Origin of the sequence: Sphingopyxis sp. EG6 (assembly GCF_003609815.1) — a bacterium.
In the GTDB taxonomy this organism is placed as follows: Bacteria; Pseudomonadota; Alphaproteobacteria; order Sphingomonadales; family Sphingomonadaceae; genus Sphingopyxis.
The window spans coordinates 900,270-919,726 of record NZ_AP017603.1 but is presented as its reverse complement, the minus strand read 5'-3'; the positions used below and the strand labels follow the sequence as shown (position 1 = coordinate 919,726).

Annotated in this window: 24 protein-coding genes and 2 pseudogenes; 13 read left to right on the top strand and 13 right to left on the bottom strand. The window is 65.1% G+C overall.

Features of this window, described 5'->3' with window-relative positions; all coding sequences use genetic code 11:
* Positions 1-3: 3 nt before the first annotated feature.
* Positions 4-1,230 carry a hypothetical protein gene (locus SPYCW_RS04475; protein ID WP_145985939.1) on the top strand — a complete coding sequence of 409 codons (1,227 nt, stop codon included), beginning with the start codon at positions 4-6 and terminating at the stop codon, positions 1,228-1,230.
* A 110-nt stretch (positions 1,231-1,340) separates the two neighbouring features.
* Here the strand turns inward: SPYCW_RS04475 and rplL are convergent, their stop codons facing one another.
* Both rplL and rplJ read right to left on the bottom strand, forming a co-directional pair.
* Positions 1,341-1,712 (bottom strand): 50S ribosomal protein L7/L12, encoded by a 372-nt coding sequence (gene rplL / locus SPYCW_RS04470; RefSeq protein WP_120218100.1) that lies wholly within the window; start codon positions 1,710-1,712, stop codon positions 1,341-1,343.
* 59 nt (positions 1,713-1,771) lie between these two features.
* Positions 1,772-2,287, bottom strand: coding sequence for a 50S ribosomal protein L10 (rplJ, locus tag SPYCW_RS04465; RefSeq protein ID WP_120215781.1), 516 nt, complete (start codon positions 2,285-2,287; stop codon positions 1,772-1,774).
* 412 nt (positions 2,288-2,699) lie between these two features.
* Between rplJ and SPYCW_RS04460 the strand changes: the two genes are divergently transcribed.
* The 8 genes from SPYCW_RS04460 (at position 2,700) to SPYCW_RS04425 (ending at position 8,271) form a co-directional block, all read left to right on the top strand.
* A complete protein-coding gene (locus SPYCW_RS04460) occupies positions 2,700-3,305 on the top strand; it encodes a PadR family transcriptional regulator (protein WP_120215780.1) in 606 nt (201 codons plus the stop codon).
* Positions 3,305-3,625, top strand: coding sequence for a DUF2218 domain-containing protein (locus SPYCW_RS04455; RefSeq protein WP_120218099.1), 321 nt, complete (start codon positions 3,305-3,307; stop codon positions 3,623-3,625). Before SPYCW_RS04460 ends, SPYCW_RS04455 begins: the two co-directional genes overlap by 1 nt.
* A 318-nt stretch (positions 3,626-3,943) precedes the next feature.
* Complete coding sequence (locus SPYCW_RS04450) at positions 3,944-4,468, top strand: DUF2975 domain-containing protein (RefSeq protein ID WP_120215779.1); 525 nt, start codon at positions 3,944-3,946, stop codon at positions 4,466-4,468.
* Positions 4,468-4,677, top strand: coding sequence for a helix-turn-helix domain-containing protein (locus tag SPYCW_RS04445; protein ID WP_120215778.1), 210 nt, complete (start codon positions 4,468-4,470; stop codon positions 4,675-4,677). The genes SPYCW_RS04450 and SPYCW_RS04445 overlap by 1 nt, the downstream gene beginning before the upstream one ends.
* Before the next feature lie 201 nt (positions 4,678-4,878).
* Complete coding sequence (locus SPYCW_RS04440) at positions 4,879-5,139, top strand: zf-TFIIB domain-containing protein (RefSeq protein WP_232014917.1); 261 nt, start codon at positions 4,879-4,881, stop codon at positions 5,137-5,139.
* A gap of 165 nt (positions 5,140-5,304) precedes the next feature.
* Positions 5,305-5,988, top strand: coding sequence for a hypothetical protein (locus SPYCW_RS04435; protein ID WP_145985938.1), 684 nt, complete (start codon positions 5,305-5,307; stop codon positions 5,986-5,988).
* Positions 5,989-6,017: 29 nt separating this feature from the next.
* Positions 6,018-7,175: a hypothetical protein gene (locus SPYCW_RS04430; protein WP_145985937.1), complete on the top strand. Its 1,158-nt coding sequence runs from the start codon at positions 6,018-6,020 to the stop codon at positions 7,173-7,175.
* Position 7,176: 1 nt separating this feature from the next.
* Positions 7,177-8,271: a trypsin-like peptidase domain-containing protein gene (locus SPYCW_RS04425; RefSeq protein ID WP_120215775.1), complete on the top strand. Its 1,095-nt coding sequence runs from the start codon at positions 7,177-7,179 to the stop codon at positions 8,269-8,271.
* Positions 8,272-8,281: 10 nt separating this feature from the next.
* Here the strand turns inward: SPYCW_RS04425 and SPYCW_RS04420 are convergent, their stop codons facing one another.
* The 3 genes from SPYCW_RS04420 to SPYCW_RS04410 all read right to left on the bottom strand — a co-directional run bounded on the left by SPYCW_RS04420 (position 8,282) and on the right by SPYCW_RS04410 (position 10,763).
* Positions 8,282-9,688, bottom strand: coding sequence for an amino acid permease (locus SPYCW_RS04420; RefSeq protein WP_120215774.1), 1,407 nt, complete (start codon positions 9,686-9,688; stop codon positions 8,282-8,284).
* A 141-nt stretch (positions 9,689-9,829) separates the two neighbouring features.
* Positions 9,830-10,471 (bottom strand): YoaK family protein, encoded by a 642-nt coding sequence (locus SPYCW_RS04415; RefSeq protein ID WP_120215773.1) that lies wholly within the window; start codon positions 10,469-10,471, stop codon positions 9,830-9,832.
* Positions 10,472-10,475: 4 nt separating this feature from the next.
* On the bottom strand, positions 10,476-10,763 hold the full coding sequence (locus tag SPYCW_RS04410; RefSeq protein WP_120215772.1) for a 4a-hydroxytetrahydrobiopterin dehydratase: 288 nt from the start codon (positions 10,761-10,763) through the stop codon (positions 10,476-10,478).
* Positions 10,764-10,814: 51 nt separating this feature from the next.
* On the opposite strand from SPYCW_RS04410, the gene SPYCW_RS04405 reads away from it, so the two are divergent.
* The 3 genes from SPYCW_RS04405 to SPYCW_RS04395 are packed head-to-tail and all read left to right on the top strand — an operon-like array spanning position 10,815 to position 12,468.
* On the top strand, positions 10,815-11,243 hold the full coding sequence (locus SPYCW_RS04405; RefSeq protein WP_120215771.1) for a metallopeptidase family protein: 429 nt from the start codon (positions 10,815-10,817) through the stop codon (positions 11,241-11,243).
* A complete protein-coding gene (ccmA, locus tag SPYCW_RS04400; RefSeq protein ID WP_120215770.1) occupies positions 11,240-11,824 on the top strand; it encodes a heme ABC exporter ATP-binding protein CcmA in 585 nt (194 codons plus the stop codon). Before SPYCW_RS04405 ends, ccmA begins: the two co-directional genes overlap by 4 nt.
* The gene (locus SPYCW_RS04395) at positions 11,821-12,468 is read left to right on the top strand and encodes a heme exporter protein CcmB (RefSeq protein ID WP_120215769.1); all 648 of its coding nucleotides are present in this window, start codon (positions 11,821-11,823) and stop codon (positions 12,466-12,468) included. Before ccmA ends, SPYCW_RS04395 begins: the two co-directional genes overlap by 4 nt.
* A 228-nt stretch (positions 12,469-12,696) precedes the next feature.
* Here SPYCW_RS04395 and rplA read toward each other — a convergent pair whose 3' ends face one another.
* The 8 genes and pseudogenes from rplA to SPYCW_RS19495 form a co-directional block, all read right to left on the bottom strand.
* The gene (gene rplA / locus SPYCW_RS04390) at positions 12,697-13,395 is read right to left on the bottom strand and encodes a 50S ribosomal protein L1 (protein WP_037516057.1); all 699 of its coding nucleotides are present in this window, start codon (positions 13,393-13,395) and stop codon (positions 12,697-12,699) included.
* A gap of 4 nt (positions 13,396-13,399) precedes the next feature.
* Complete coding sequence (gene rplK, locus SPYCW_RS04385) at positions 13,400-13,831, bottom strand: 50S ribosomal protein L11 (RefSeq protein ID WP_120218097.1); 432 nt, start codon at positions 13,829-13,831, stop codon at positions 13,400-13,402.
* 166 nt (positions 13,832-13,997) lie between these two features.
* Positions 13,998-14,930 carry an acyl-CoA thioesterase gene (locus SPYCW_RS04380; RefSeq protein WP_120215768.1) on the bottom strand — a complete coding sequence of 311 codons (933 nt, stop codon included), beginning with the start codon at positions 14,928-14,930 and terminating at the stop codon, positions 13,998-14,000.
* Between the two features lie 114 nt (positions 14,931-15,044).
* Positions 15,045-15,581, bottom strand: coding sequence for a transcription termination/antitermination protein NusG (gene nusG, locus SPYCW_RS04375; protein WP_120215767.1), 537 nt, complete (start codon positions 15,579-15,581; stop codon positions 15,045-15,047).
* 36 nt (positions 15,582-15,617) lie between these two features.
* Entirely contained in the window at positions 15,618-15,815 is a 198-nt protein-coding gene (gene secE / locus SPYCW_RS04370) for a preprotein translocase subunit SecE (RefSeq protein ID WP_120215766.1), read from the bottom strand.
* Between the two features lie 157 nt (positions 15,816-15,972).
* A complete protein-coding gene (locus SPYCW_RS04365; protein WP_171005248.1) occupies positions 15,973-17,307 on the bottom strand; it encodes an MFS transporter in 1,335 nt (444 codons plus the stop codon).
* A gap of 246 nt (positions 17,308-17,553) precedes the next feature.
* Positions 17,554-17,844: pseudogene (locus SPYCW_RS19500) on the bottom strand (TetR/AcrR family transcriptional regulator C-terminal domain-containing protein); the annotation flags it as partial.
* 147 nt (positions 17,845-17,991) lie between these two features.
* A pseudogene (locus SPYCW_RS19495) lies at positions 17,992-18,150 on the bottom strand (TetR/AcrR family transcriptional regulator); the annotation flags it as partial.
* Between the two features lie 149 nt (positions 18,151-18,299).
* Between SPYCW_RS19495 and SPYCW_RS04355 the strand changes: the two are divergent.
* Entirely contained in the window at positions 18,300-19,454 is a 1,155-nt protein-coding gene (locus SPYCW_RS04355; RefSeq protein WP_120215763.1) for an efflux RND transporter periplasmic adaptor subunit, read from the top strand.
* Positions 19,455-19,457: the final 3 nt, after the last annotated feature.

The window sequence follows — 19,457 nt, the reverse complement described above, 5'->3', positions numbered from 1 at the left end:
TCAGTGAATTATGCTCCGCCGTACCAATCTTCCAGAACCGTGTGGCTGACCGCAAAGCCGGTCGTTACCCACGATCAATCGGGCCAGAATCTTCGCCGCGCCGCCCGACCGCCACGGCTCGTCGCGGAAATCCGCGCTTTGGCGCAGCGCTTTTCGAGCGCGGTTCGTTCCTCCTTCACTATGATGAAGAATATCGCCCTCTCCCGCCCCGCCACGAGCGCGATTGCCGCGTTCCTGGTCCTGTCCACCCCCGCCGCTTTCGCACAGGAAGCGCCGACCATCACGATGACCCCGCCGGTCACCGCGCCGACCGCGCCGACGCCGCAAACTCCGCCGACGGTCGCTGAGCCGAGTACGCCCGCGCCGGCCGCTGCACCGCAGGCCGCGCAGCCCGCGGCACCGGCGCCGGTCATTCGCGTACCGCTTGAAATCGAACCTGCCGAAACCACCCCCGCGCCGCGCGCCGCCGAACGGGCAGAAGCGCCCGCACCTCCGCGCCCCGCACAGCGCGCGCGCTCGGTCGCTGCCGCACCGGTGGCTGCTGCGCCGGTCGCGACGCCCGTTGCGGACACCGCGCCGACCGCCGAACTGGCACCGCTCGCCGCGCCGATCGCCGCGCCCGCCGAACCAGTAATCGACCCGACTTCGACGCCCGCCGAACCTGCACCCGCGGTGAGCGGCGAGTTTCCGTGGGAAATCGTTGGCGGGGCCGCCGCCCTGCTGGTGATCGGCGGAGCCGGGCTAGCTTTTGCCCGTCGCCGCCGTCACCCCGCCGACGACATGGCTTATGCCGAGGTCGTCCGCGACGCGCCCATCGAGCGGACCGCTGCGAGCGCGCCCATTGCGGGCGAAGGCCAGCAATGGGTCAGCCCAGCTTATGCGCCGCGCACGCCGGAAGTGGCAGCGCCGCGCACGACGCCCGCCTTTGCCGCCGCGCCGAGTGGCAGCATGGGGCGCCATGAAGCGATGGCGATGGCCGGTCCCACCCCCGAAAATCCGTTCGTGACGCTGTCGAAGCGGCTGAAGCGGGCGCGTTTCCTCGATCGCCAAGAACGCCTGACCTATAATGAAACGCTCGGCGCGCAGAAGGATATGACGCGCAAGCCGGTCAGCGCCTGGGAAATCGCCCAGCGCCCCGGACCCGCGATGCAGCAGCAGGACGTCCGCCGTCCGGAAGCAGCGCGTCCGCGCACGACCACGACGTTTCGTCCCGGTTATTCGAACGGCTGAACCACCTCCTGCGGTAGTCCCTCACCGCAAAAAAAAGGGCGGTGCCTCGCGGCGCCGCCCTTTCTTTTTTCCGTCACCGGCCGGAATATCCGACCGGACCCGCCAACCGATTACTTCAGTTCGACGGTGCCGCCGGCGGCAACGATCTTGGCCTTCAGCTCTTCAGCTTCAGCCTTGCTCACGCCTTCCTTGAGCGCCTTCGGTGCGCTTTCGACCAGCGCCTTGGCTTCGCCAAGACCCAGGCCGGTGATCGCACGGACTTCCTTAATCACGTTGATCTTGTTGCCGCCGTCACCCGTCAGGATGACGTCGAATTCGGTCTGCTCTTCAGCAGCCGGGCCAGCAGCGGCAGCGGCCGGAGCGGCAGCAACAGCAGCAGCAGCCGAAACGCCCCACTTTTCTTCGAGCATCTTCGACAGGTCAGCCGCTTCGAGGACGGTCAGCGACGACAGTTCTTCAACGATCTTTGCGAGATCAGCCATGTTCATTCTCCATCAGAACCGGGACGCACCCGGCATTAAGTTTCAATAATAGTTCGAAATCACGCTGCTTCTTTGGCGGCATACGCGCCAAAAACCCGCGCCAGCTGACCAGCCGGGGCTGCGGCGATCTGCGCAACCTTGGTGGCCGGAGCCTGCACCAGACCGATGATCTTGGCGCGCAGCTCGTCGAGCGAGGGAAGCGAAGCCAGCGCCTTCACGCCATCCACGTCGAGCACCACGTCGCCCATGCCGCCGCCAACGATTTCAAGCTTGTCGTTGGTCTTGGCAAATTCCACCGCGATCTTCGCCGCCGCGACCGGGTCGGTCGAGGTGGCAAGCGCGGTAGGGCCGGTCAGCAGTTCGCCGATCCCGCCATAGGACGTGCCGTCGAGCGCGATTTTGGCAAGACGGTTCTTCGTGACGCGAAAATCGGCTCCTGCATCGCGCATCTGCTGACGCAGCACCGTCGACTGGGCGACGGTCATGCCAAGGTTGCGGACGACCACAACCGCGGCAGCTGACGACAGCGTAGCGTTCAGCGAGGATACGGCTTCGGCCTTTTCCGTACGATCCATGCCTATACTCCACTCTGTGCCCGGATCCGCGGGCGCCGAAACGCACGCGCCGCCGGGCGGCTCACACACGCAAATGCCGATGCGAGCCAAGGCTCGCCTGCAATCGCGCAACGATGTCCGAAGGGGTCGGTCAAGACGCGTCGCCTGAACATGCAGGCGGGCGACCGATAAAGACTGTTCCCCGTCTCGGCTGGAAATTAAGCAGGGCAAATCCCCTGCACCAACTGTCTCGGACGGAATTGCCGCAGGCGGACCTGCAACAACACGGGGGCGCTAATAGCCGGAAACCGCCGGAAGTCAAGGCAGCGGGCGGGAAGTTGACGAAAGTGTCGCACAGCGCGCCGTCGCAAGCTTGCAAAATTCGTTTTAAGATATATCTTAGACACATCACGAATCGCACAAAGGAAGAATAATGATGTTTTATGCAAAGATCGCGAGCCGCGGCTGCGGCGGGCGGCACGCAATGCACCGCGGCGGCGGACGCGGGTTTGGCCATGGTTTCGGGCATGGCTTTGGCGGGCGACGCGGCGGCGGTGGCCGGGGTGAGCGCGGCGGCCGACAGCGCATGTTCGACAGCGGCGAACTGCGGCTGGTGCTCTTGAAGCTGATCGCCGACGAACCGCGCCACGGATATGACCTGATCCGCCAGATCGAGGAGCTGACCGGCGGCGCCTATGCGCCCAGCCCGGGAGTGATCTATCCGACGCTAACCCTGCTCGACGACATGGGCCAGATCGCGGCGCAGCAGAGCGAGGGCGCGAAAAAGCTGTTCGCAATCACCGAAGCCGGGCGCACCGAACTGGAAACCCATGCCGACGTTGTCGCCGCGGCGATCGCCCGCCTGACCGCGGTCGGCGAAGAAACGCAGCGCACCGATTCGACGTCGGTCCGCCGCGCGATGGGCAATTTGCGCCAAGTGCTGATGGACCGGCTGAGCGACCGCGACCTCGACAAGGCCGCGCTGCACGACATCGTCGCGCTGATCGACGAAGCCGCGCAAAAGATCGAGCGGCTATGATGACGGTCAGCGCCACCGCAGCGGTGCCGACCGCGCATGCAAGCAAATATCTGCAACAGCTTTGCAAGCATTGGCAGCATAATCTGGCGGTCACCTTCAACGCCGAGCATGGGACGGTGACCTTTCCCAAGGATGCGCGCGGAGCCGACTGGCCGGGCGACGGCCTGGTGACCTTCGACGCGGGACCAGACACGCTTTCGGTCCGCATCGATGCCAGCGTCGAGGGACAGCTCGAAGGATTGAAAGGCGCCGTCGCACGCCACCTCGTCCGGTTTGCGTTCCGCGAGGCGCCGCTGCCGTTCGATTGGCGGGAGGCTTGAACCCTTCCCTATCGTTATCCCGGGCTGAACGTCGACACTCATCCCCTGACGGCAAGTGATGGGCTGCTCCCCGGCGAAAGCCGGGGTCCAGAGCGTTCTCACACAGGCGTTGCATTCGGACGCCCTGGGCCGCGGCTTTCGCCGGGGAACAGATATGTGGTCGAGAGAGTCAGACGCCCGGCAAGCCTGAGGTGATCGGGAAAACCGGGCCGACCGTATCCCCGCACCCCCTCCATATCGTTTTTCAATATTATTGATTGACGATAAATTCGAATCGCAATATATTGTTCTTCAATAACCACCCTATTGGAGAACGATATGCCTACGACCAACCCCACCCTGTTCCGCGCCACCCACGGCCTGCTCTGGCTGATGCTGGCGCTGGTCGCCGCCGCCGCGCTCATCGTCGCCGGCGTCGCCATCGCGCTGGTCGTCGCCTGGCCCGACGTGATGGCCGAAATTCGCACCATGCCCGAATTTGTCGACGTCGCGACAATCCGCTTTCCGCTGGGCATCCTGATGCTGTTGCTGATCGCGGTGCTGGGCGTTGCCGCCTATATCCTGCGCCAGTTGCAGGCGCTGGTGACCAGTGCGTCGCGCGATCCCTTCATCATCGACAATGCGGCGCGGCTGCGGCGGATCGGCTGGTCGCTGGTGACCATCCAGGTGCTGGCCCTGCCCGTCCACTGGACTGCGGCCAACATCGCCAGGGCCGGAAGCGAATTCAGCCAGATGGGCGGCCTTTCCATCGGCAGCCTGCTGTCGATCCTGCTCGCCTTCGTCCTGGCGGCGGTATTCGAACAGGGCGCCGCGATGCGCGGTGAGCTGGAAGGAACGGTGTGATGGCGATCGTCGTGAAACTGGATGACCTGCTGCACGCCAAGCGGATGACGCTGACCGACCTGTCCGAGCGGATCGGAATCACCCTGGCCAATCTGTCGATCCTGAAAACCGGCAAGGCAAAGGCGATGCGCTTTTCGACCCTGGAGGCGATCTGTACCGAGCTGGAATGCCAGCCGGGCGACCTGTTGGCGTTCGAACCCGAACGCTGACCGCGCCGCCAGCCAGACCCTTGACCCCGCTCCGCCCCCGGTCGGAGCGGGGTTTCTTCGTCTTGGAAGCGGAACGCGAATCTGCGATCGTGCGTTGAACGAGGCAGCGGATCTGCGCCGCCTTTTTCGCGACCGACGAAAGGAAAATCTGTGACCGATGCCCAAGGGCTGCTGTGCCCGACCTGCCGCGTGAATCTGACGATGTCCGAGCGCCAGGGGATCGAGATCGATTATTGCCCGCAATGCCGCGGCGTGTGGCTGGACCGCGGCGAGCTCGACAAGATTATCGAGCGCAGCGAAGCCGCCGCCCCGGCCCCGCGCGCGTCGGCCCCGCCGCCGCCCCAGCCGTCCTATCAACAGCAGCCGCAATATCGCGAGCATGGCCATGACGACCGCTATTATGGCGGCAAGCCCTACAAGAAGAATTACAAGAAGAGTTTCCTGAGCGAATTGTTCGATTGAGCTGAACGATCCTCCCCGTGGCGAAACCATGGGGAGGGGAACCGCGAACCCTGTTGTTATCACGCCAAACCAAGACATTATGTTTGGATTTGGTGTCGCCTTCTGCCATGCTCTGCTCTCATTTCGGAACAGATGTATTTGGGGGCATTGATGTTTCGTGCGAATTTGGGCCTGCTCGGCGCAGCCGTTCTCGGCGGTTTGTTGACCATCAGTACTGCCGCCGCGCAATTCACGGCAACGTCCAGACCCAGCTTCGTCGAGCGCTCCAGCCAGATCCGCGCGATCAGTGGCGGCACGATCGTCGGCCTGACGCTCGCACGGCAGAATCCGCGCGAAAAGCGGCTTTCCTTGTGGGTTCGTCCGCTCGCCAATTTCAGTGGCAAGGTTCAGGTTTCGGCCGTTACCAACGACGGCCTCTATTCGGGTATCGGAGAGTTCAGCGGCAAGTCGGTCGCGCGTCAGTGGACCAACGTCCTGACCCTTCCCGACAAGGGAAAGCCTGCGGCCATTCGTTCCGCCCGTGCCGACCCATTGTTCGCGTCGCTTGCCGAGACGCCCTCCGCCAGCGGCCGCGGCGTCATGCTCGCGGCCTGGACCGCGGACGGCCAACCGCCCAAGGGCGACACGATCGCCGTTGCGTTCCAGAATCTGGGCGCCAGCTCACGCGTCCGGTTGGTCCTGCCCGACCGCCAAAAGCGTGATTGCGTCACCGGCCTCGGCCGCGGGCCGTCACCGGTTTACAACACCGTTTGCCGCCTTTCGCTGGCGGAGCTTGAAGCGATGAGGGCTCTGACGATCGAAATTGTCCAGGGTATGGATGTCAGGCGGGTTCAGCGTCCGCTGCTATGACAATGGCGAACGGGGGAAAACGTCGCATCTTGCCACGCCTAGCGGGCAGAGCTGGCCGGATCGCCGGGTGGCAACTGCTCGGCCTGTGCTTGCTGCTCGCCATGCTGTTGATCTTTCTGGCCGGTTATGCGGCCAGTTCGCGCGTCGAAATCGTGCAATTCATCGCCACCGGACGGACCGGATCGATTTCCCAATTCACCGGCTGCGAAGCCACCGACCCCATCACCCTGCCGCCGATCACGATCATGGCACCGAACGCCGAGAGCGATCTGACGATCGTCGATTCCAGCCGGATGCGCATCGCGGCGAATGTGACCGCCGATTATCGCGCCACACCCGAAGGACTGGAGATTTTTCTCCGCCAAGGCATCGACGGCGATCTGCTCGACAATTGGGGGCAAGCATCGTCGTCCGATCCCGAACCGGTCGCCACCATCGATACCGGATCGCAGGTCCAAGAGTTGCCATCGGGGAGCCGCATCCTGATCGCGACCGATAAAAGCGATTTTACCGTCGCGAGCCGCGGCGTCATCGAAATCGGTGGTCTGAACGGACAAACAGGTGCGGGCGCCCGCCTGTCGTCGGAGGCACAGGTTACCGCAATCGAATCCCCCTATATCGGGACCGAGCGCATCCGGTTCGTCGATGAAAAGGTCGAACAGTTCAGCATCATCTATTCGCATCCCGAGCTCATCGTTGCCGACGATGCCCAATCGGGCGGATACCGCAAAACCTATGACAAGCTGCTGTCCGCCAATTGCGCGGACCCGGGGCCCGACCGGCGCCAGCCGCTCGCCTTCTTCGCTTTCGGCACCAGCGCCGACGAAGCGGCGGGCGCGCCGCTGCTCGCCGTCAGCATGATGCGCCGGACGGATGCTATCGGGCTGGCCACAATGGGCGAAGTGACGCCGGTCTCCGGACTGCCCAAGCTGATCCAGGTGTCGTCCTGGTCGCGTGTGGTCAAGTCTCCGGCATTGCAGGCCGCTTTCGCGATGGCGGCGACGCTGGTCACGATCGGCGGCCTCATCGCGTCGATCCTTGCCCTGCGAAAAGAAGAAGAGGACGAGGAGCAGCTGCTTGCATCGCCAGCAGCGCCGCAGGCCGCCCCATCCGGGCGGGCCGAACAAAAGCCGCGACGCCGGGCACCGCGCAAGGCCGACGGACAATCTCGAACAAAGGAGCCATGACGTGCAGCGCGCCCCGACCATCAAGGCCGCCCTCTCCTGCTTTGCTCTGCTGATCCTTGCACAGGCGTCGCCGGGCAACGCCGGACCGCTCGCGATCACCAGCGATGACAGCCAGGGCGGCGGCTATGGCTTTCGTATCGGTCAACAGTGCGTGATCCTGACCGCTGCCCATGTTGTCGAGGGCAAGGGCGACATGGTCGTCGCCGACGACCGGGCGAGGGTCACAATCCGCGCTGGCGAATGGACCCCGCACAGCGATCTGGACATCGCCTATGCAACGGTCGCGGCCGGTGGCATCCCGAGCTGCGTCGAGACCTTTATCGACCCCACATGGACGCGGGGGTTCGACTATCGCGCCAACAGCCAGGCGCTGCTGCTGCACCGCACATCCCCAACCGCATTGCGCCAGGTCCCGCTGCGGGTGAGCGAATCGCACACGTCGGGGTTCACATTTTCGGAACAGCGCAAAGGTACCGTCGCGACGGGCTACAGCGGTTCGATGGTGCTGATGAACAATCGCCCCATGGCGATCGCAACCAGGCTTGATGCTGGCCGCGGGGAAGTGCACGCCACCTCGCTGCTCACCGCGCTCCAGCTTTGGCCGGCCATTTTCCAGCCCGACGGATTGCGCACGCGCATCGCCCTGCTTCCCGTGATGTTTGGACGGGCCCGACGCGACGACTGGAACCTGCTGGCGGTCAAGGCCTTGCAGGACAAGCCCAATGTCCAGCTCACCTATGGGGCCGACGCGCAGCGGGCCTGCGCCATCGGGTTGACGGTGACCAAGCTCGACCGCACCTATCGCGCCAATCCCGAATATACCAACCATCGCAAGAATTGCGCCAACGCCAGCAAGAACGTGCTGATGCGGCTGGTTTGCCCTGCCCAGCCACCGCTACGCTATCTCTACGATTATTCCGTCGCCTATACGGTCCAGACCATGAAGCCTGGTGGAGCGATGCGCGTATCGACCCCCAGTTTCGCCTTCACGATCAAGGCCGACAGCTCGCCGGCACGCGAGCTGGAAAACCAGGTTTTCGAAGCGAGCGTCAGCCCGTCGGTCGACCGGGCCTTGCAGGAAGGTGGCTGCCGCTGAAGCGTGGCCGCTACGCCGAAGCCACTCGGGCATTCCGCCGTGCATAGAGGAAATAAACCCCCAGCCCGGCGACGTTCCACACCAGGAACCACAGCTGCGTCTGCATCGGCAGGCTGAAGAACAGATAGATACAGCCGACGATCGCGCCGAGCCCGATCACCCATGGCATCGGGGCGCGGAAGGTACGCGGGGCGTCGGGGGCGCGGACGCGCATGATCAGCATGCAGATCGCGACCGCGGTGAACGCTGCGAGCGTGCCGGCATTGGCGAGCGCCGCCAGTTCGCCAAGCGGGATGAAGCCCGCGAGCACCGCGACGACGATCGCGGTGAAGATGGTAATCCGCACCGGCGTTCCGCGCGCCGACAGTCTCGCGAGGCTGGCGGGGAGCAGCCCGTCGCGCGCCATGGTGAAGAAGATGCGGCTCTGACCATAGAAGAAGGCGAGGATCACGGTGGGCAGCGCGATGATCGCCGACACCGCCAGATATTGCGCCGCGAGCGGACTGCCGAGTTCGCGCAGGATCAGCGCCAGCGGTTCGGGGCTGTTGGCGAAGCGGGTGTAGGCGATCGCCCCGACCGCGGCGACCGCGACCGCGATGTAGATGACGACGCACACAAACATCGATCCGACGATGCCGATCTTGAGATCGCGGTCGGGGTTGCGCGTTTCCTCCGCCGCCGTGGCAATGGCGTCAAAGCCGTAAAAGGCGAAGAAGATGATCGCGGCGGCGGCCATGACCCCGCGCTCGACGCCATCCGGCCCCATATGCTTGGCAAAGCCATAGGGGCTGAACGGTTCGAGATTGGCGGCATTGAACGCGGGCAGCGCGACGGCGACAAAGATCACCAGCGCCAGCACCTTGACCAGCACGAGGATGGCGTTGAGCGTCGCGCTCTCGCGCGTGCCGACGAGCAGCAATCCGGCGACGACCGCGATGATGGCGATCGCGGGCAGGTTGACGATGCCGTCCAGCTCCGGCCCCTGCATGAGCGCCATCGGCACCCCCGCCCACGCCTCCAGCAAGGGCGCGGCATAGCCCGACCAGCCGACCGCAACGGCGCTGACCACGAGCGAATATTCGAGGATCAGGCTCCACCCGACGACCCACGCGATCAGTTCGCCGATCACGACATAGCTGTAGGTATAGGCGCTGCCCGACGCGGGAATCATCGTCGCCATTTCGGCATAGGCGAGCGCGGCGCAGGCACAGATCAGCCCGGCGATGGCAAAGGACAGGATGACCGCGGGACCGGCCTTGTCGGCGCCGACGCCGATCAGCGTCAGGATGCCGGTGCCGACGATCGCCCCGACACCGAGTGCGATGAGGTGCGGCCAGCCGAGCGTGCGCGCGAGCGCGTGCTGCCCCTCCTGCTGTTCCGGGACGATCGGTTTGCGACGCAGCAGGCTGCCAGACATGCGGACCCCTCTCCTAAAGGAAAAATTTTTCCTGCCTTTTAGACCGGTGTGGCACGAGCGCAAGATGCGCCGTCCGAATTGCTGTCACCGACCCGCCTGGCTCGGCAAGCGCATCGTTTTACGGCCATTATCGGGCGCCCGCTATCCGGCGTCGCGGACAATCCAGCCCGCGCGGGCGGCGAGCAGCGCCGCCATCATGACGGCAAAGCCATAGGCGAGCGGCGCCGACCAGATGACGGCGCGCGCGCCGAGCAGCGCGCCGCCGACGAGCGCCGCCCACAGGCCCAGATGGTGTAGCCAGCGGCGATCCCCTTCCCCGCGCAGGGCGTTGGCGATCTTTTGCCCCATCTGGACCAGCGTCCCGGTCATATAGGTGACGCCGATCACCGACCCGTCGCGCCCCGCAACGGCGGCATTGGCGACCCCCATCGCGAGCGCGAGCGACAGGATCGCGCTCCATCCCTCGCCCTCGAGCCGCAGCAGCGTGGCGATCGCCAGCAGGATGGTGACGCCGATCAGCACCGCGAGCGAGCGCCGCCGCCCGGCCTGCGCCCCGACCAGCGCCCCCGCGACCACGCCGAAAACGAACGTCGCGATGATGATCGCGGCGACCAGTGCGGCATGTTGCCCCTCGGCCAGCCCGACCGCGAGCCGGGTCGAATTGCCGGTCATGAAGGAAACGAAAAATCCCGCCGATTCGACGAACCCGATCGCATCGACGAACCCGGCAAGGATCGCCACCCCGACCGCGAGTAATTGGTGCGAGGGGTCGAAACGGAGCATCGGCTCAAAGCAACCCTTCGATCGCTTCGGCGAGCCTCGCGTCGCGTTCCGACAGGCCGTCGGCGTCGTGCGTGGTCAGCAGGATGTCGACGCGGTTATAGACGTTCGACCATTCGGGGTGATGATCCATTTTTTCGGCGATGATCGCGACGCTGGCCATGAAGCCGAACGCCTGCGCGAAATCGTCGAAGGTGAAGCGGCGGGTGATCGCATCGCGCACCGGTTCGTGCGTCCAGTCGGGGAAGCGGGCGAGCAAGGCGGTGCGGGCGGTGTCGTCGAGTTTCTGGACCATCTGGTTTCTCCCGCTGGTAAAGGCCGTGCCGCCGCCATAAGGAAGGGCGCGATGAGCGACAAGACCGCCCTTCCCGATTTGCCAGCCGGCTGGACTGGCGTCGCGCCCGACGCCGACGCGATGTTCGCGATGGCCGAGGCGGCGCTGGCGACGATGCCCGCGGTGTTCCTGCCGCATATTCAGGGCGTCGTCATCGCAATCGAGGAGTTTGCCGACGACGAGGTGCTGCGATCGCTCGACATCGAGCATCCCTATGACCTGACCGGCCTATACGAAGGCCGCCCGCTGACCGAGCGCAGCGTCAGCGAAAGCGGTGGGATGCCCGACCGCGTGACGCTGTACCGGGTGCCGATCCTGGTCGAGTGGATCGAAACCGGCGAGAGGCTCGATTGGCTGGTGCGCCATGTGCTGATCCACGAGATCGGGCATCATTTTGGTTTTTCGGACGACGATATGCACGCGCTGGAAGATATGGCGTGAGTGCGCTTTTGCAGCTTGATGGGGTGGCGTGTATTCGCGGCGACCGGCTGCTGTTTGAAAATCTGTCGCTGGCGCTGGCGCCCGGCGAGGCGCTGTGGCTGCGCGGGCCGAATGGCGCGGGCAAGTCGAGCCTGATCCGGCTGGCGGCCGGATTGTTGCGCGCCGCGGCGGGGACGGTCGAGCGCCGCGGGCGTATCGCGCTGATCGACGAGGCGGCGGCGCTCGACGCCGAACTGCCGCTGCGCCGCGCGCTCGATTTCTGGGCGCGGGTCGATACCGTCGATGGCCATGCGGTCGACCGCGCAATGGCGGCGATGACGCTGGCGCCGCTCAGCGAGGTGCCGGTGGCGATGCTGTCGACCGGGCAGCGCAAGCGTGCCGCGATGGTGCGCGTGATCGCAAGCGGAGCGCCGATCTGGCTACTCGACGAGCCGGCCAACGGCATGGACGATGCGGCGCAGGCCCGGCTGGTCGCGGCGATTGCGGCGCATCGGGCGAATGGCGGGGTGGTGTTGCTGGCGTCGCATTTTGCGCTGGGGCTGCCCGACCTGGCCGAGCTCGATATGGGGGCGCTGGCGTGACCACCCTCCTCGCCCTGTTCTGGCGCGATCTGCGGCGCGCGTGGGGCAGCGGAGCGCTGTGGTTGCCGGTGCTGTTCTTCCTGCTCGTCGCGACCGCCTTTCCCTTCGCGGTCGGCCCCGACGCACCGCTGCTGCGCCGCGCGGGGGGCGGGATGGTCTGGGTCGCGGCGCTGCTCGCGGCACTGCTGCCGATCGACCGGCTGGTGCGGCCCGACCGCGACGCCGGGGTGCTCGACCAGCTCGCAGTGCGCGGAATCGCCGACGAGGTGATCGCGGCGGTGAAAATTCTGGCGCATGCCATCGCGTTCGGAGTGCCGTTGATGATCGCGCTGTTCCCCGCGGCGGCGTTGCTGGCGCAGGATGCGGCGCGGGTGGAAGTGCTGGCGATAGGGATTGCGACCGCGGTCCCGGCGCTGGCGTCGCTCGCGGTCCTGAGCGCGGCGCTGACCGCGGGACTGAAGGGCGGAAGTGCGATCGGCGGGCTGCTGGTGCTGCCGCTGGCGGTGCCGCTGTTGATCTTTGGCGCCGGGATGCTCGACCCGTCGGGGCGCGGGGCGATGAAGTTGCTGGGCGCGACGAGCTTGCTGCTGACGATGATCGGGCCGTTTGCGGCGGGGGCGGCAATGCGGGGGCTTAGGGAATGACCGCTAGCGACCGGTTGCGGGCCATCGTGGTCAAGCCGAACTTATAATCCCGTTCGTGTCGAGCGAAGTCGAGACACGCGAAGGCTGGTGCTTCCCAAGCGTGTCTCGACTTCGCTCGACACGAACGGAAATAAGGGATGGTCTCGAAACCGCCTCAAAGTGGCATTTCGCCCATAAGAAAAGGGCCGGAGTTTCCCCCGGCCCTTCCTTAATTCGTTGGCGCTTCGATCAGGCGCCGGTGACGTCGGCGGTATCGACCTTCACGCCCGGACCCATCGACGACGAAAGCGCGATCTTGCGAACGTACTTGCCTTTCGCGCCAGCCGGCTTCGCCTTGACGATTGCGTCGACGAAGGCGTCGAAGTTCTGGCGGAGCTTTTCCTCGCCGAACGACAGCTTGCCGAGGCCGGCGTGGATGATGCCGACTTTTTCGACGCGGAATTCGATCTGACCGCCCTTGGCGGCCTTCACGGCTTCGGCGACGTTCGGGGTCACGGTGCCCAGCTTCGGGTTCGGCATCAGGCCCTTCGGACCCAGCGTCTTGCCGAGGCGGCCGACGATGCCCATCATGTCCGGCGTCGCGATGACGCGGCCGTAGTCGAGGTTGCCCGCGAGCATGTCTTCCATCAGGTCTTCGGCACCGACCTTGTCGGCGCCGGCGGCCAGCGCCTTGTCGGCATTGTCGCCGCGCGCGAACACGGCGACCTTGACGTCCTTGCCGGTACCGGCGGGCAGCGTCACGACGCCGCGGACCATCTGGTCGGCGTGGCGCGGATCGACACCCAGGTTCATCGCGATTTCGAGCGTTTCGTCGAACTTCGCCGAGGCGAGTTCGCGGACGGTCTTCAGCGCTTCGTCGACAGTGTGCAGCTTGAGGCTGTCAACCTTGCCCTCGAGCGCCTTCTGCTTCTTGGTCAGCTTGGCCATCGGTTCAGCCCTCCGTCACTTCGAGGCCCATCGAGCGCGCGCTGCCCTCGATGATCTTCGTTGCCTGTTCCAGATCGTTCGCGTTGAGATCCTTCATCTTGATCTCGGCGATTTCGGTCAGCTTCGAACGCGCGATCTTGCCGCCGCTGATCTTGCCCGGCTCTTTCGAACCCGACTTGAGGTTTGCGGCCTTCTTGATCAGATAGGTTGCCGGCGGCGTCTTCGTGACGAACGAAAAGCTCTTGTCGGCGAACACGGTGATGATGGTCGGGGTCGGGGTGCCTTTTTCCATGCCATCCGTCGCGGCGTTGAACGCCTTGCAGAATTCCATGATGTTGACACCGCGCTGGCCGAGCGCCGGCCCGAGCGGCGGCGAGGGGTTTGCGGTCCCTGCCGGAACTTGCAGCTTGATATAGCCGCTGATCTTCTTAGCCATGATGGCCTCCTGTCTTTCTGTCGGTCCGCCGTTGCCGGTGAACCTCAAAATTAGCGGTCAAGCAGAAGGGCATCACCCCTTCCTCCCGCGCGGAATCACGCCCTTATCTGACGCGAAGCGGCGCCGTTAGACCGAAACGGCGCAGAAAACAAGCCTTGTGGCGCGGTCAGGCGGCGGGAGGCACCAGCCGCAGCAAGCCTTCCTGCATCACCGACGCGATCAGCGTGCCGTCCTGACGATAGACGAGCCCGCGGTTGATCCCGCGCGCGCCGCCGGTCCAGTCGCTGTCCATGACGTAAGCGAACCACTCATCAACGCGGATGTCGTCGTGAAACCACATCGCATGGTCGAGGCTGGTCGAGAACAGCCCCGGCGTCGACCAGGTGAAGCCGTGCGGCAGCAGCGATGACGACAGCAGCCCCATATCGGAGGCGTAGGCGAGAAACGCGCGGTGGAGCAGCGGGTCGTCACCGATCGGCGCCGCGAGGCGATACCATTGATAATGCGCCGACGCCTTTTCGGTCGAGGGCGGCCGGAAGCTGCGCATCTCGAACGGGCGGAGGCGCGCCATGCGGTCGAGCTGCGCGTCGCTGACATTCGGGTCGGCGGCAAGGTTCTCGGTAAATTCGACGCATTGGCCCGGCGGCAACAGGTCGGGCATCGGTACCTGGTGCGCGGCGCCGGGTTCGGGGGCGTGGAAGGACGCGGTGAGGTTGAAGATCACCTTGCCATCCTGCCGCACGACAACGCGACGATTGGCGAAGCTGCGCCCGTCGAAATCGCGGTGGACGCGGAAGTGCAGTGGCTTGGCTTCGTCGCCGCCGCGCAGGAAATAGGCGTGGAGCGAATGCGCCGACTTGCCCGGATCGACGGTGCGCGCCGCGGCGACCAGCGCCTGCGCGATCACCTGGCCGCCAAAGATGCGGTCGCGCGTTGGCTTGGCGAACGCGGGAAAGGTGAACTCGTCGGGTTCGTCGGCGGGGACGAGATCGAACAGCCGGGTGACCGCGCTGACGACTTTTTCGGGCGAGAAGGTCGACTGGATGTGCCGTGCGCGATCGATGCGAGCCTGAATCTCGGCGGGAGTGAGCGAACTCATAAGACGGGCTAGCCCCTATCCGTCGCCCCCGCGCAGGCGGGGGCCGCCATCGGTTGATGCAGCACTGCCAGGCAATGCCGCCAGCGGCCCCCGCCTTCGCGAGGGCGACGCCGACTATTTCATGCGTTCGACCTGTTCGAAGTCGAGCTCGACCGGGGTGGCGCGACCAAAAATCGACACCGACACCTTGACGCGCGCCTTTTCGAAATCGAGTTCCTCGACCAGCCCGTTGAAGCTGGCGAAGGGACCGTCGAGTACCTTGACCTGATCGCCGATTTCGTAATCGACGCGGATTTCCTGCTTCGGACGGGCCGCAGCCTCTTCCTTGCTGTTCAGGATGCGCGCGGCTTCGGCTTCGCTGATCGCCTGCGGCTTGCCCATCGACCCCAGGAAGCCGGTGACCTTCGGCGTGTTCTTGACCAGGTGATAGATGTCATCGGTCATCGTCAGCTTGGCGAGGACATAGCCGGGGAAGAACTTGCGTTCGGCCTGCACCTTCTTGCCACGCTTGACCTCGGTGACGGTTTCCACCGGCACCTCGACCGCTTCGACAAAATCGGTGAGCCCCATGCGCTCGGCTTCGGCGAGCACCGAATCGCGTACCTTGTTCTCGAAACCCGAATAGGCGTGAATGATGTACCAGCGCGCCATGTCTATCCCGTATCCTGTCCCTGAAAGCCGCGGCGTTTAGCGCGCGAGCGACGTCAGCCAGCTGACGATCGCGTTGAAAACCGTGTCGACGCCGAAAAAGAACAGCGCCAGGATCGTCGTCATGATCAGAACCATGATCGTCGTCTGCACCGTCTCGCGCCCCGTGGGCCAGACGATCTTCTTGGCTTCGGCGCGCACCTGATTGATGAACTCAGCCGGGCTGGTTTTCGCCATGTCGATCGTCCTGTCCTACAAACTAATGCTTCGGGCCAGATGGGTTGCCGTGCCCCGCGCGTCAAGCGCGCTTTGGGCAATAGTCCGCCCACCCTCCCCGACGATGTCGGCGAAAGGCGGAAAGAAAACGGCGCATCTGTCCGAATGAAAGCGCCCTTTACTGGCGCGCTGCGGCGATTGCAAGTGCGGGGTCGGCATCGCGCGCGAGCGCCCGGCGCATCAAAATCAGCAAGCCGATCATCACGATCCAGCTCGCCGTCGGCTGAAGCGCGAACACCAGATGCAGTTCGCGCGCCGCCACGGCACCGTTTTTCGGATCGAAGCCGAGAAGGTCGAGCAGCAAATAGCTGACCGCGATGGCAGCGGCGACGCCGAATTTCTGCATCAGGTTGAGCAGCGCAAACAGGAAGGCCGAACGATTGCGCCCACAGCGCGCGGCATCGCGCGGGATGATGTCGGCCAGCATGGAATAGGTGAACAGCAAGCCGACGAACCCCGTCCCCAGCATCAGCGAAAAGCCGGTCGCCTGCACAATCCCCCGCGGTTGCTGAAGCAAGGTCGTAACCAGCAGGCTGGCGATCAGCAACCCCATCGCCATCATCATCGGCGGCTTGCCAAAACGGCGCGCCGCCATGGTCCAGATCGGCGAAGCGATGGCGCCGCCGATGAAGCTGGCGAACAGCAACAATGCGCTTTGCGCATCCAGATCAAGGACCGCCGCTGCAAAGAAGACGAACAGCGAGGTCAGCGAACCAAAGGCGAAGCTATTGAGAAACTGTACCCCCAGCAGCAGCATGAGCGGCGGGAAAGACAGCGAGGCCCGCAGCTCGCTGCGCCACCCGATACCGGGTTCGGCGACGACGGCGCGTAACGGAACTTGGCGGATTGCGTAGAGCGCAATCGGCACCATCAGCATGAACAGGCTGGCATAGGCCATGATCCGGCCCTGCAAGCTGACCCCGGGGACCAGCAGCTGCGCGGCGGCGGGGGCCGCGAACGCCAGGATCAGCGCGATCTTCGCGAACCAGTCGCGCATCCCATAGAGCAAGGCGCTGTCGCGCGGGGTGCGGACTAGCGCCGAACCCCAGGAGAGCTGCGCGACCTCGTACAGGCTGTAGCTGGAATAGAAGAGCACCATCATCAGGAACAGCGCGGCGAAGGGCAACCGGTCGCCGATCGTGACGAGCGCCAGCAACAGCGACGCGAGCGGCACGAGCGCCAGCAGCATCCAGCGGCGATGCGCACCCAGGCCGGTGCGCACGCGATCGACCATCGTCCCGATCAGCGGATCGACAACGCCGTCCCAGATCGTGGTGAGCGAAAAGAGCAGCCCGACCAGCGCCACCGAAATCACCCCGCCCTCGGCAATATAGGGCGGCAGATAGACGCTGAACGGCAGGCCGAGGATGACCGTCGGCCCGGCGGTCGCGGCATAAGCGGCGACGGTACGCGGTCGCAATGCCTCGGTCCGGTCGGGGGCAGTATTGGCCACGATGCGATGCTCCCGATGCCGAGGCGAGCAGGCTTTCAGTTATTGACAGTCATGTCAACAGGTGCGGGTGTGGACGATCACAGAATAGCCGGGCCATTTGCTCCGAGCTTGTCGAAGCCTGTTCCGTTCAGCTCGATCGTCCATCTCCGTAGCCCTGAGCCTGTCGAAGGGCGCCTCGCCGCGAAGCGCCCTTCGACAGGCTCAGGGCTACGGTGATTGGTCGAGACGCCCAGCAACGCGCTCTGGCTAACCAATTTTGAAATGCGACAGAAACGGCTGGAGGCGCCAGTCGAGCTGGTCATTGTCGAGCCATTCATCCTCGAGCCCGGCCAGCGTGTGGAGCATCGAATCGCCGATGACGATGCTGAGCAGCAGTTTTGCCGCTGCTTCGGGGTCGTCAATTTCAGCCTCGCCCGTCGCGGCCCATTCGGCGAACAGCGTCGCCAGTTCCTCGATCGCCGGGATGTGGAGATCGCGGTAGATTTGCAGGGCGAAGTCGCGGTCGCGCAGGCTTTCCGAAATCAGCATCCGCATCAAGGCGACGGCGCGCGGCGACCGCATCCGGTCGCATTGCCGGTGCGCATAGCCGCGAAGCAGTTCGACATTCGACAGGTCCGCCATCGCGAGGCACTCGGCCGGCTGGCACCGCGCTTCATTGCCCCAGCGCGAGGCGATGGCGTGGAGCAACCCCTGTTTGTTGCCGAACAGGTCGTAGAGCGTCGCGAGCGACCCGCCCGACCGTTTGACGATTTCGGCGAGGCTGGTGCGGTCATAGCCCTGTTCCAGAAACAGCGCCTCGGCGGCGTCGAGGATCGCGTCGCGGCGGCGTTCGCGCAGCGACATCGGCTCTGCGACGCATTCCAGCAAGTCGGACTGTGTCATCCGCGATTCTCTCCCTTGTGCTTTTCTGTAATCTAAATTACACACAGATAAGTGCAAGGCGTTTTCTGCGCCATCCACGCGTCATAATACAGCATTATTCAGGGGTTCTCATGAGTCGCGCTCGTTCCTTTGCCAGCGTCAGCGCCGCCGCGTTGGCCCTGTTGCTCACCGCCTGTTCGCCCGAAGCGCCCCCGGCCCCGCCGCCGCCCGAAGTCACTATCGTGACGGTCCGGTCGCAGGCGGTCCCGAACGTCATCGAGCTGCCCGGCCGGGTACAGGCGGTTCGCACCTCCGAAGTCCGCGCCCGCGTCGATGGGATCGTCGAACGGCGGCTGTTCAACGAGGGCAGTTTTGTGCGTGCCGGAACCGCGCTGTTCCGGATCGACCCGCGCCAGCTTACCGCCAACGCCAATGCGGCGCGCGCGCAGCTGTCGCGGGCGCAAGCCACCGCCGCCAACGCGCGGCAGGTTGTCGCGCGCTACCAGCCGCTGCTTGCCGACCAGGCGATCGGCCGCCAGGAATATGACGCGGCGGTCGCCGCCCAGCGCACCGCCGAGGCCGATGTCCAGGCGGCGCAGGCAAACCTCGAATCGGCCCGCCTGAATCTTGGCTATGCGTCGGTGACCGCGCCGATTTCGGGCCGGGCGCGCCGCGCCGAGGTGACCGAGGGCGCGCTGGTGAGCGCGGCGCAGGGAACCTTGCTGACGACGATCGAGCAGATCGATCGCGTGTACGTCAATTTCGGCCAGTCGAGTTCGGACCTGCTGGCGACGCGCCGCGACATGGGGTCAGGCAAGGTCAGCGCCCCCGCGCTCGAGCGCGTCGAAGTGCAGCTGATCCTGGAGGATGGTAGCGCCTATCCGGTGGTCGGCCATCTCGACTTCCTCGACCTGTCGATCGACGAGGCGACGGGCACCGCGGCGCTGCGCGCCGAATTTCCGAACCCCAATGCCGCGTTGCTGCCCGGCCAGTTCGTGCGCGCCCGCATCTTTGCGGGCAATCGCGCCGACGGGATGCTGATCCCGCAGCGCGCGGTCAAGCTGACCGGCGACGAAGCCAGCGTGATGGTGCTCGATGCCAAAAATGTTGCGACGCCGCGCCCGATCAAGCTGGGTGCCATGGTCGCGGGCCAGTGGGCGGTGCTCGACGGCCTGAAACCCGGCGACCGGGTGATCGTCGATGGCCTGCAAAAGGTCCAGCCGGGGCAGCCGGTGCGCATCGCGCCGCCCAAGGGAACGGCATCGACGCCTGCGGCAAAGCGCTGATCG